The organism is Enterobacter sp. MGH 33, from assembly GCF_000534535.1.
GTDB classification, from domain to species: Bacteria; Pseudomonadota; Gammaproteobacteria; order Enterobacterales; family Enterobacteriaceae; genus Enterobacter; species Enterobacter hormaechei_C.
This window is the reverse complement of the sequence record NZ_KI973212.1, coordinates 3628956-3641375: the sequence shown is the minus strand read 5'-3', so window position 1 is coordinate 3641375 and position 12420 is coordinate 3628956. Positions and strand designations below refer to the sequence as shown.

Here is a 12420-nt window from a genome sequence, read left to right as displayed (position 1 = left end):
TTATGCAAACCGAACGTATGACCATGGCCCAGGCCCTGGTCAGATTCCTTAATCAGCAATACGTTAGCGTTGATGGTGACGAAACGCCCTTCGTGGAGGGCGTCGCCACCATCTTTGGTCACGGCAACGTGCTCGGTATCGGCCAGGCGCTGGAGCAGGATCCCGGTCATCTGAAAATCATGCAGGGGTGCAACGAGCAGGGGATTGCCCACATGGCGACGGGGTTCGCCAAACAGCATCGCCGTCAGCGCATTTTTGCCGTCACTTCCTCCGTCGGGCCAGGCGCTGCCAATATGATTACCGCAGCGGCAACGGCGACGGCGAACCGCATCCCGCTGCTACTACTGCCGGGAGATATCTACGCCAGCCGCCAGCCGGACCCCGTACTGCAGCAGATCGAGCAGTATCACGATCTTAGCATCAGCACTAATGACTGCTTCCGTCCGGTCTCCCGCTACTGGGACCGCATCAACCGGCCGGAACAGCTGATGAGCGCGATGCTAAGCGCGATGCGAATGCTCACTGACCCCGCCGATACCGGCGCGGTGACCATTTGCCTGCCGCAGGACGTGCAGGGAGAAGCCTGGGACTACCCGCTGAGCTTCTTCGCGCGTCGCGTGCACCACATCGAGCGCCGCCCGCCAGATCCGGAGCGCCTGGAGCAGGCGCGGGCGCTGATCGCCCGCAAGCGCCGTCCGCTGGTGGTTTGCGGCGGCGGCGTGCGCTATTCCGGCGCGCATGAAGCGTTTCGCGAATTTGTCGAGACGCTGCGGCTGCCGTTTGCCGAAACCCAGGCCGGAAAGGGGGCGCTGGTAAGTGACCACCCACTTAACCTGGGCGGCGTGGGGGTAACCGGTGGTATGGCCGCCAACCAGCTTGCGCCACAGGCTGACTTAGTGATTGGCATCGGCACGCGTCTTACCGACTTTACCACCGGCTCCAAGGCGCTCTTTTCCCACCCGGACGTTGAGTTTCTGCTGCTGAACGTGGCCGAGTTTGATGCCCTGAAGCTGGACGCCACCGCGCTGATTGCCGATGCCCAAACCGGGCTGAGAGGCTTGACCCACGCGCTCGCCGGGTATCGCAGCGCCTGGGGAGAAGCGATTGCCGGGGCGAAGTCCGCCTGGCGCGACGAGTGCTGCCGCCTGTGGGATCGCCAGTGGCGTCCTGATGACGCGCCCGAAGTGGCTGGACACCTGGATGCGCAGCTGGCGGAATACGGCGAGACGCTCAACACCCGGCTGACCCAGACGCGGTTGCTGGGGCTGATCAACCAGCATATTGAGGATAACGCCATCGTGGTGGGCGCGGCCGGTTCGCTGCCGGGCGATTTACAGCGTCTCTGGCAGGTCAAAGCGCCGGACAGTTATCATCTGGAGTACGGCTACTCGTGCATGGGCTATGAGATCGCGGCAGCTATTGGCGCGAAGCTCGCGAAACCGCAGCTACCGGTTTATGCCATGGTGGGGGATGGTTCGTACATGATGCTCCATTCCGAGCTGCAAACCGCCGTACAGGAGGGGATCAAAGTCACCATTCTGTTATTTGATAACGCCGGCTTTGGCTGCATTAACAACCTACAGATGGGGCACGGAATGGGCAGTTTTGGCACGGAAAACCGCAGGCGCAACCCGGAAACCGGGCGGCTTGACGGGCCGCTGGTGAAGGTCGATTTTGCGCAAAATGCGGAAAGCTACGGCTGCCGTGCGTGGCGGGTGAACGATGAGCAAAGCCTGCTGGCGGCGCTTGAGGCGTCACGCGCGCACCCTGGCCCGACGCTGCTGGACATTAAAGTGCTGCCGAAGACCATGACCCATGACTATGCGTCGTGGTGGCGTACCGGTGACGCGCAGGTGGCGGCGTCGTCTGCCGTGCGCAACGCCGCGGAGCAAACGCAGGCGCAGCTGAAAAAAGCCCGGCAGTATTAAGTTTTTTCGCCTTAACGAAATTTTCATTTCATTTTCCCCTTACCCTACCCTCTCCCCAAAGGGAGAGGGGATAGTTTGGTGCGCTCTTTTCTCCCTCGCCCCTTTGGGGAGAGGGCCGGGGTGAGGGGAGTTGCCGCACGTCCTTCCATGTTGTGAGATTGATAACAAAATTTATCTCATTCATCTCAAAAGTGTTAACTCACACTCAAAAACATAATTTTCACTATTTATAAAAATGAAATAAATGTTTTATTTATAGGGTCGTTAGTTCACAGCATTCACCAACACCGGGAGCCGTTATGTTTAACATTGCTTTACTGGGCGCTGGCCGAATTGGCCAGGTTCATGCAGCTAACATCGCCAGCCACGGCGCGACCACGCTCTGGTCCGTGGTTGACCCGAATCAGGAATTTGCAACCCGTCTCGCCGCGCAGTATCAGGCCCGCCAGCAGAGCTTGATTGATGCGATGACCGACCCTAACGTGCACGCCGTGCTGATCGCCTCCGCGACTGATACCCACGCGGACCTGATTGAAATGGCCGCCCGCCACGGCAAAGCCATCTTTTGTGAAAAGCCGGTACACCTCGACCTCGCCCGCGTGCGCGACTGCCTGAAAGTGGTCAAAGAGTGCGATGTGCCGCTGTTTATCGGCTTTAACCGCCGCTTTGACCCGCAGTTCCGTCGCGTTAAAACCGACGTGCAGGCCGGGTGCATCGGCAAGCCGGAATCGCTGCTGATTATCTCCCGCGATCCATCTCCGCCGCCTGTGGAATACGTGCGCGTCTCCGGCGGCATGTTCCGCGATATGACTATCCACGATTTTGACATGGCACGCTTCATCATGGGCGAAGAGCCGGTGTCGGTGTATGCCCAGGGCAGCAACCTGGTGGATCCGGCGATTGGCGAGGCGGGGGATATCGATACCGCGTTTATCGTTCTGAAATACGCCTCCGGCGCGATGGCGACCATCGTTAACAGCCGCCGTTCATCTTACGGCTACGACCAGCGCCTGGAGTTGCACGGCTCCGAAGGGCTGCTGTGCGCGGGCAACATCCTTGAAAACCAGGTGCAACACTACGGTAAACAGGGCTGCACCAGCGCGCTGCCGGAACATTTCTTCCTGCAGCGCTACAAATCCGCTTACGCCGCGGAATGGGAACACTTTGTTGCGGTCCTGCGTGGCGAAGCGGTACCTGACTGCAGCGGCGATGATGGTGAACGTGCGCTGTACCTTGCGGATAAAGCGCTGGAGTCGCTGCGTAGCCAGCGCGAGATCGTCCTCTAAACACCACAACCCTACACAGAGAGACATAATAATGAAAAAACTGATCGTAGCCGCCCTCATCGCCATGACGTCCGGGGCCGCCCTCGCCGAAAACGAGCAAATAGTTTTCAGTACGCCAAACCTGGCCATGCCGTTTGAAGTTCACATGCAGCGCACGGCGGTGAAAGCCGCAAAAGAGATGGGCGTGAAGCTTCAGGTGCTGGACGGGCAGGGCAGTTCACCGAAACAGGTAGCTGACCTGGAAAACGCCATCACCCGCGGGGCGCAGGGCTTTATCGTCTCCCCGAACGACGTAAACGCGGTCTCCAGCGCGGTGGATGAAATTCAGGATGCGAAGCTGCCGGTGGTCACGCTCGACCGCTCCGTCGACAGCCAGAAGAAAGTGCCGCACTTCGGCGCCAACAACTATAAGGGCGGCCAGGCGATTGGCGATTTCGTCAAAACCAAATTCCCCAACGGCGCGGACATCATTCTCCTCACCGGTCAGCCGGGCTCTTCCTCCAATATCGAACGCACCAAAGGGATCCGCGACAGTCTGAAGGCGGGCGGGGATAAGTACAAGATCGTCGCCGATCAGACCGGCAACTGGATGCGTTCCGAAGGGATGCGCATTGTGGAAAGCGTTCTGCCTTCGCTGCCGAAACGCCCGCAGGTGATCCTCTCCGCCAACGACGATATGGCGCTGGGGGCTATTGAAGCGCTGCAAGGCCAGGGCGTAAAGCCGGGAGAAATTCTGGTCACCGGCTTTGATGCGGTACCGGAAGCGCTGGCTCGCGTGCGCGACGGCTGGCTGGCGGTGACGGCTGATCAGCGTCCGGGCTTTGCGGTGCAGACGGCGATGAGCCAGCTGGTGGCCAACGTGCGCGAGAAGAAAGCCATCACCGGAGCCGACTACCCGCCGACGCTGATCACCAAAGAGAACCTACAGCAGGCCGAGCGTATCGGTGAGGCCGGTAACTGATATGTCCCGAGCCGCCTCTGGCGGCTCAACATGAGGAGGAGCAGACCGATGTCGCAACCCTTACTGAAAGTGACCGACCTGGCAAAAAGCTTTTCCGGCGTCTGGGCGCTGAGCAGCGCTCAGCTGACCGTCGGTAGCGGAGAAATCCACGCCCTGCTGGGGGAAAACGGGGCGGGAAAATCTACATTGCTGAAAGCGCTCGCGGGCGCGCAGCCGCAAACCCGCGGGGATATCTGGTTTAACGACGAAACGCTGCCGGTAGATGACTCTCCAGTGGAACGCCAGAACAAGGGCATTATCACCATCTATCAGGAGTTCAACCTGCTGCCCAACATGACCGTTGCGGAAAACATGTTTCTCGGGCGCGAACCGCGCAGGCGCAACCTGATCGTTGACGAAAAAGCAGTAAACCAGGAGGCGCAGGTCATTCTGGATTACCTGCAACTGAATGTTGCGCCGACCACACCGGTTGCCCGCCTGAGCGTGGCCCAGCAGCAGATGGTGGAGATCGCGAGAGCGCTGACCCTTAACGCTCGGCTGATCATCATGGATGAACCTTCCGCCGCGCTGAGCGATAGCGAAGTAGAAAGCCTGCACCGCGTGGTGCGGGAGCTTAAAAACCGTGGCGTGAGTATTATCTATGTAACTCACCGCCTGCACGAAGTTTTCCAGCTCTGCGATCGCTTCACCGTTTTCCAGGACGGCCGCTTCACCGGCACCGGCGCGGTGGAGGAGACCAACGTAGAGCAGCTGATCCGCCTCATGGTCGGGCGCGACGTAGCCTTTAACCGCCGTCCTGCCAGCGAAACGCATCATGAAGACAAACCCGTCCGCCTGGCAGTGAAGGGGCTGAGCCGCGAGAAGCCGCCGCTGGATCCGCACGGTATTGCCCTGCACGACATCAGCTTCCACGTCCACGCCGGGGAGGTGCTGGGCATCGCCGGACTGGTGGGCGCGGGACGTACCGAGGTGGCGCGCTGCCTGTTTGGCGCAGACGCGTTTACCTCGGGCAGCTTTGAGCTGGACGGCGTGCCGTATCAGCCGCGTGACCCGTTGTATGCCCTCGATCAGGGCGTGGCGCTGGTGCCGGAAGATCGCAAAAAGGAAGGGGCGGTGCTGGGGCTGTCGATCCGAGATAACCTGTCGCTCTCCTGTCTCCCTTCGCTGCTGAAATGGCGCTGGTTTGTGAACACCCGCAAGGAAGACGATCTGATTGAATCCTACCGCCAGGCGCTTCAGATCAAAATGGTCAACAGCGCGCAGGAGGTGCGCAAGCTCTCCGGCGGTAACCAGCAAAAAGTCATCCTCGCGCGCTGTATGGCACTCAACCCGCGGGTGCTGATCGTCGATGAGCCGACGCGCGGCATCGATGTGGGGACCAAATCGGAAGTGCATCAGGTGCTGTTTGACATGGCAAAAAAGGGCGTGGCGGTGATCGTGATCTCCTCCGATCTGCCTGAGGTGATGGCGGTGTCTGACCGGATCATCACCCTCAGCGAAGGTCGGGTAACCGGCGAGATCCACGGTGACGACGCTAACGAAGAACGGCTGATGACGATGATGGCTATCAACCATAACGCCCTGAACGCGGCATAACGGAGTTTCCCATGACGCAGATGATTTCTAAAACGCAGGCCCCGGTCAAACGCGCCGGACGCATCGATCCCATCGCCTTCTTCGAGCGCTTCGGGGTGCTGATTTTCATGATCCTGCTGCTGATCTTCTTCCAGTCGCAGAACAGCAACTTTTTCTCTGAACGCAATATTTTCAACATTCTGACCGAAGTCTCCATCTACGGGATCATGGCCGTGGGGATGACCTTCGTCATTCTCACCGCCGGGATCGACCTCTCCGTTGGCTCCATTCTGGCGGTGTGCGCCATGACCGCGGCGTACGTGATTAAGGGCGACAACTTTACCACCGTTGACCCGAACGCCTGGGGCGGCATGAGCTGGCTGATCGGCCTGGGGATTTGTCTGGCGATGGGCACGGCGATTGGATTTCTCCATGGCCTGGGCGTCACCCGCCTGCGCCTGCCGCCGTTTATCGTCACCCTCGGCGGGATGACCATCTGGCGCGGCCTGACGCTGGTGATTAACGATGGCGCGCCGATCGCCGGTTTCGACCCAAGCTACCGCTGGTGGGGGCGCGGGGAGTTGCTCGGCATCTCCATTCCGATCTGGATCTTCGCCATCGTCGCCGTCGGCGGCTATCTGGCGCTGCATAAAACCCGCTGGGGCCGCTTCGTCTACGCCATCGGCGGCAACCCGGAGGCGGCGCGCCTGGCGGGCGTCAACGTCAAGCGCGTGCTGGTCAGCGTCTACGTGCTGATTGGCTGTCTGGCGGGGCTGGCAGGCTTCATCCTGAGCGCGCGTCTGGGCAGTGCTGAGGCGGTGGCCGGAATTTCCTTTGAGCTGCGCGTCATCGCCTCGGTGGTGATTGGCGGCACCTCGCTGATGGGCGGCTACGGGCGCATCGGCGGCACCGTTATCGGCTCCATCATCATGGGCATTCTGATTAACGGCCTGGTGCTGATGAACGTCTCGGCCTACTACCAGCAAATTATTACCGGATTAATTATCGTTCTGGCGGTGGCATTCGATACCTATGCCAAGAGCCGTCGCGGCGCACTGTGAGGATCGTGATGAAAGAGATTCGTATTGGATTGATTGGCACCGGGTATATCGGCAAGGCGCACGCCATCGCCTATGCCCAGGCCCCGACGGTGTTCAACCTGCGCGGCACACTGGTGCGCGAGATGGTGGCGGAAGTGACGCCGGAGCTGGCGGCAGCACGTGCGCAGGCGTTTGGCTTCAACCGCTCCACTGGCGACTGGCGGGCGCTGGTGGCCGACCCGGCCATTGATGTAGTGGATATTTGCTCACCCAACCATCTGCATAAAGAGATGGCGCTGGAGGCGATCCGCCACGGCAAGCACGTCTACTCGGAGAAGCCGCTGGCGCTTAACGCCCACGACGCGCGCGCGATGGTCGATGCCGCGAAGCGGGCCGGGGTGAAAACGCTGGTGGGGTTCAACTACATGAAGAACCCGACCGCGCAGCTGGCGAAGGAGATTATCGCCCGCGGCGAGATTGGCGAGGTGATCCACTTCTACGGCACCCACAACGAAGACTATATGGCCGACCCGCTGTCGCCCATTCACTGGCACTGCTTTAAAGAGACCGCCGGGCTGGGCGCGCTGGGCGACCTTGCGGCGCACATCGTCAATATGGCCCAGTACCTGGTGGGGGATATCGAGCAGGTCTGCGGCGACCTGAAGATCGTGGTCCCGGAGCGCCCGGCGAAGGCCGGATTGTCGGAGATGATTGCCGTCGAAAACGAGGATCAGGCCCACGCGATGGTGCGCTTCGCGAGCGGGGCGCAGGGCGTCATTGAAACCTCCCGCGTCGCCTGCGGCCGCAAGATGGGGCTGTCGTACGTCATCACCGGGACGAAAGGCGCCATCAGCTTCACCCAGGAGCGCATGGCGGAGCTGAAGCTCTATCTGCATGACGATCCGGTGAACCGTCAGGGGTTCCGCACGCTGCTCGTTGGCCCGGCGCACCCGGACTACGCCGCGTTCTGCATGGGCGCGGGCCATGGTATTGGCTTTAACGATCAAAAAACGGTGGAGGTGCGCGACCTGGTGGACGGGATTGCCGCCGACGCGCCAATGTGGCCGGACTTCGAAGAGGGCTGGAAGGTGTCGCGCGTGCTGGACGCGATCGCGCTCTCACACCTGGAAGGCCGCTGGCTGAACGTGAACGATATTGTCTGATGAGGTATCAACGTGGAAAAGCAGTTTGATGTGATATGCATGGGCCGCGTGGCGGTAGACCTCTACAGCCAGCAGGTTGGTGCCCGTCTGGAGGACGCGTCGAGCTTCGCCAAATATCTCGGCGGGTCTTCCGGCAACGTGGCGTACGGCACCGCGCGCCAGGGTTTACGCTCGTCGATGCTGGCGCGCGTTGGCGATGAACATATGGGCCGCTTCCTGCGCGAAGAGCTCAACCAGGTTGGCTGCGATACCCGCCATCTGATTATTGATAAAGAACGCCTCACGGCGCTGGTGCTACTCGGCATTAAAGACCGGGACACTTTTCCTCTGATTTTTTATCGCGATAACTGCGCGGATATGGCTATTACGGCCAGCGATGTGGACGAAAGCTACATTGCCTCCGCCCGTTGTCTTGCCATCACCGGGACGCATCTTTCTCATCCGCAGACCCGCGAGGCGGTGCTGACGGCGCTGGGCTATGCCCGCCGTCACGGCGTGCGCACGGTGCTGGACATCGACTTCCGTCCGGTGCTGTGGGGGCTGACCTCCTTAGGCGACGGTGAAACGCGATTTATCGCCGCCGACAAGGTCACCCGTGAGCTACAGGAGGTGCTGCACCTCTTCGACGTCATTGTCGGCACCGAAGAGGAGTTTCACATTGCGGGTGGCAGTACGGATACGCTACAGGCGCTGGCTCAGGTGCGTGGCGTGAGTCAGGCGACGCTGGTCTGCAAGCGCGGCGCGCTGGGCTGCTCGGTCTATACAGACGCTATTCCGCCTCGTCTGGACGACGGCCTGACGGTGACCGGCGTGCGCGTGGAGGTGCTAAACGTCCTCGGCGCGGGGGACGCATTTATGTCCGGCCTGCTGCGCGGCTACCTGAACGACGAGGGCTGGGAGCAGGCGTGCCGCTATGCCAACGCCTGCGGCGCGCTGGTGGTGTCGCGCCACGGCTGCGCCCCGGCGATGCCGAGCAAAATTGAGCTGGATGATTATCTCTCGCGCGCGACGCTCGTTCCGCGCCCGGATCTCGACCCGCGTCTCAACCATCTCCACCGCGTCACTACCCGTCGCCGCGCCTGGCCAGAGCTGTGCGTGATGGCCTTCGATCACCGCAGCCAGCTTGAGGATATGGCGATGCAGTGCGGCGCGTCGCTCAAGCGCATTCCGGCGCTGAAGCAGTTGATCCTGCTGGCCAGCCGCGAGGCGGCAAGCCGCGCCGGGCTGGAGGGCAAAGCCGGTCTGCTGTGCGACGGGACATTTGGTCAGGATGCGCTCAACGCAATAACCGGAGAAGGGTGGTGGATAGGCCGCCCCATTGAACTGCCAGGATCGCGTCCGCTGGAGATGGAGCACGGCAACATCGGAACCCAGCTTATCAGCTGGCCGCAGGAGCACGTGGTGAAGTGTCTGGTCTTTTTCCACCCGGAAGACGCCCACGGTCTGCGCCTGGAGCAGGAGCAGAAAATCGCCGAGGTGTACCACGCCTGCTGCCAGTCCGGGCACGAGCTGCTGCTGGAAGTGATTTTGCCCGCCAGCATGCCGCGCAGCGACGAACTTTACCTGCGGGCCATTTCTCGCTTCTACAACCTGGGGATTTACCCCGACTGGTGGAAACTGCCACCGCTCTCCGCAGAGGGCTGGACGGCGTTGAGCGAGATTATCGAACGCCGGGACCCGTACTGCCGTGGGGTGGTGATCCTCGGGCTGGATGCTCCGGCAGAACAGCTCCGGGCCGACTTCAGAGCCGCGGCGGGGCAGCCGCTGGTGAAAGGTTTCGCCGTGGGACGCACACTGTTTGGCGATGCTTCCCGCGCGTGGCTGAAACATGATATTGACGATGCGCAGCTGGTGGCGCGCATCCGGGACAACTACCTACAGCTTATCGCCTGGTGGCGCGAGCGCGGACACGCATAATGGAGACGACAATGAGTGTGCAATTAGGCATTAACCCGCTGACGTGGACGAACGACGATCTGCCTTCTCTCGGGGCGGAAACCTCGCTGGAGACCTGTCTGAGCGAAGGCAAAGCGGCAGGCTTTGCCGGTTTCGAGCTGGGGAACAAATTCCCGCGCGAAGCGCACCTGCTCGGCCCTGTTCTACAGCGCCACGACCTGCAACTGGTCTCCGGCTGGTACTCCGGCCGCCTGCTGGAGCGCAGCGTGGAGGAGGAGATCGCCGCCGTGCAGCCGCACCTGACGCTGCTGCGCGAGCTGGGGGCGAAGGTGCTGGTCTTTGCGGAGGTGAGCGGCTGCATTCATGGCGAGCAGCAGACCCCGGTGCATCTGCGCCCGCGCTTCCCGCAGGAACGCTGGAAAGAGTATGGCGAGAAGCTCACCGAATTTGCCCGCTACACCCAGCAGCAGGGCGTGCAGATTGCCTACCATCACCATATGGGCACGGTAATTGAGTCCGCTGAGGACGTGGACAACCTGATGATCCACACCGGGGAGGCGGTCGGTTTGCTGCTGGATACCGGACATCTGACCTTTGCCGGGGCCGATCCGCTGGCGGTGGCGCAGCGCTGGGCGTCGCGCATCAACCACGTTCACTGCAAAGACGTGCGCGCCGACGTGCTGGCGGAGGTCAAAAACCGCAAAACCAGCTTCCTTGATGCGGTGCTGAGCGGCGTGTTTACCGTGCCGGGCGACGGCTGTGTGAATTACTCGCCCATCATGCGGCTGCTGAAAGCGCAGAATTATCACGGCTGGCTGGTGGTGGAGGCCGAGCAGGACCCGGCAATCGCCCATCCGCTTACCTATGCCCGACTGGGGTATAACAACCTGCACCGCCTGGCGCGCAATGCCGGACTTATTTGAGGAGGTGACATGTCACGTCTGTTATCACGCTGGCAACAGCCGAACGCGGAGGGGCGCACGCAGTCCGTTACGCCAGAAAGCGCTGACTGGGGGTATGTCGGCTTTGAAGCTTATGAGTTGCAGGAGGGGCAGCAGCTGACGCTGCCTGCTGTCAGCGAAGAGCGCTGTCTGGTGCTGGTTGCCGGTCGCGCTTCCATCAGCACCCCTTCCGCCCGGTTTAACGACATCGGCGAGCGGATGAGTCCGTTCGAGCGCATTAAGCCCTGGGCGGTTTACGTGACCCCACAGGAGACTGTAGAGGTGAAAGCGCTGACTAAGCTGGAGCTGGCCGTCTGCGCTGCGCCGGGCACAGGAGCGTATCCGACGCGGCTGATTGCCCCACAGGATATCGACGGCGAAGCGCGCGGTATGGGCCACAACCAGCGCTACGTGCACAACATCCTGCCAGAAGACAAACCTGCCGACAGCCTGCTGGTGGTGGAAGTGTGGACCAGTGAGGGCTGCACCAGCTCGTATCCCAGTCATAAGCACGACACCGATAACCCGTCGCAAGAGACGTACCTGGAAGAAACCTACTACCATCGTCTTAACCCTGCGCAGGGTTTCTGCATGCAGCGCGTCTACACCGACGACAGAACGCTGGATGAGTGTATGGCGGTCTATAACCGTGACGTGGTGATGGTGCCCAGGGGGTACCATCCTGTGGCAACGATGGCCGGGTATGACAGTTATTACCTCAACGTGATGGCCGGCCCGGTGCGCAAATGGATGTTTACGTGGGAGAAGGACCACGCATGGATTAACAGGAGTTATCCTGTAGATAACAGGCGCTGAAATCGGCTTTTCTTGTCGGGTGGCGCTGAGCCTACCCGACCTGCGAAACTTTGCCATCGCGCGCTCAGGTTCAGGATCATTCATCCGCTCACTCTTACTAACCACGAGCCATCCTGGTTTGTTATCCCACGCCACGTGAGTCACTTTTTCCCGACCCGACCCCCCCATCTGACAGATAATCATTTTTAGGTATCGGAGATATTTGGCGGCTATCGCCAGTCCGGAAAAGACCCGCGTCAACCCGAGGTAAATCTGCGGTGATGACCATACCCGGTCGGATGAAATCGCTCGTACAAAAGGATTGCAGGCATTATTCGAATAGTGCAAAAACACCCGGTACGTTAGCGCTCGGGCGTTTCAACGCTAAGACTGGTTTGCTGCGACTGAATTTTGTCCTGATGGTGATACCAGGCGCCAATGGAGGAATAAACAAAGCGGCCAAAGAAAAACAGGAAACTGATAAGCAGTATGATGCGGGTCATCCGGGTGTTAAATCGATGTCGTTTTCGCATACGCGTAGCCTGACTCACTTTCTTTTCCTGAGTATACCCTTTTGGGCGATACGGCTATTAAGGCACAGCCGCAAGTCAGGGTCAATTCGGCGAAATGTAAAATAGCGTCAATGCTTACATTAATTTATGTTATTAAAAACAACGCTTTTATTTATCGCATTGATAATTACAGGAAAAATACTCAAAAAAAACGTAAGAAAGGTTTATTCAGATAAATTAATTTGATTTAGGTCAACCGCATCCCGTCGTTGATATTTAAAATCCCTCCTCCACTGTGCTTGCCAGGAATTTTCCAGGCAACG

10 protein-coding genes are annotated in these 12420 nt (G+C 60.1%); 9 read left to right on the top strand and 1 reads right to left on the bottom strand.

The window, feature by feature from the left end; translation table 11 throughout:
* Positions 1–2 precede the first annotated feature (2 nt).
* From iolD to iolB, 9 genes are all read left to right on the top strand, one after another.
* On the top strand, positions 3–1928 hold the full coding sequence (gene iolD / locus L379_RS07135; RefSeq protein ID WP_032654460.1) for a 3D-(3,5/4)-trihydroxycyclohexane-1,2-dione acylhydrolase (decyclizing): 1926 nt from the start codon (positions 3–5) through the stop codon (positions 1926–1928).
* A 299-nt stretch (positions 1929–2227) separates the two neighbouring features.
* On the top strand, positions 2228–3214 hold the full coding sequence (gene iolG, locus L379_RS07140; RefSeq protein ID WP_032654459.1) for an inositol 2-dehydrogenase: 987 nt from the start codon (positions 2228–2230) through the stop codon (positions 3212–3214).
* Positions 3215–3245: 31 nt separating this feature from the next.
* Positions 3246–4175, top strand: a complete 930-nt coding sequence (locus L379_RS07145) for a substrate-binding domain-containing protein (RefSeq protein WP_032654457.1) — start codon at positions 3246–3248, stop codon at positions 4173–4175.
* Positions 4176–4223: 48 nt separating this feature from the next.
* Positions 4224–5771, top strand: coding sequence for a sugar ABC transporter ATP-binding protein (locus tag L379_RS07150; RefSeq protein WP_032654455.1), 1548 nt, complete (start codon positions 4224–4226; stop codon positions 5769–5771).
* 11 nt (positions 5772–5782) lie between these two features.
* Positions 5783–6811, top strand: a complete 1029-nt coding sequence (locus L379_RS07155; protein ID WP_032654454.1) for an ABC transporter permease — start codon at positions 5783–5785, stop codon at positions 6809–6811.
* Positions 6812–6819: 8 nt separating this feature from the next.
* Positions 6820–7953: a Gfo/Idh/MocA family protein gene (locus L379_RS07160; RefSeq protein ID WP_032654452.1), complete on the top strand. Its 1134-nt coding sequence runs from the start codon at positions 6820–6822 to the stop codon at positions 7951–7953.
* 12 nt (positions 7954–7965) lie between these two features.
* The gene (gene iolC / locus L379_RS07165) at positions 7966–9870 is read left to right on the top strand and encodes a bifunctional 5-dehydro-2-deoxygluconokinase/5-dehydro-2-deoxyphosphogluconate aldolase (RefSeq protein WP_032654448.1); all 1905 of its coding nucleotides are present in this window, start codon (positions 7966–7968) and stop codon (positions 9868–9870) included.
* 11 nt (positions 9871–9881) lie between these two features.
* Positions 9882–10772, top strand: a complete 891-nt coding sequence (gene iolE, locus L379_RS07170; protein WP_032654446.1) for a myo-inosose-2 dehydratase — start codon at positions 9882–9884, stop codon at positions 10770–10772.
* A gap of 9 nt (positions 10773–10781) precedes the next feature.
* On the top strand, positions 10782–11606 hold the full coding sequence (gene iolB / locus L379_RS07175) for a 5-deoxy-glucuronate isomerase (RefSeq protein ID WP_032654443.1): 825 nt from the start codon (positions 10782–10784) through the stop codon (positions 11604–11606).
* Between the two features lie 341 nt (positions 11607–11947).
* On the opposite strand, the gene L379_RS07180 is transcribed toward iolB, so the two are convergent.
* Positions 11948–12136, bottom strand: a complete 189-nt coding sequence (locus L379_RS07180; protein ID WP_032654440.1) for a YfgG family protein — start codon at positions 12134–12136, stop codon at positions 11948–11950.
* Between the last annotated feature and the right edge of the window lie 284 nt (positions 12137–12420).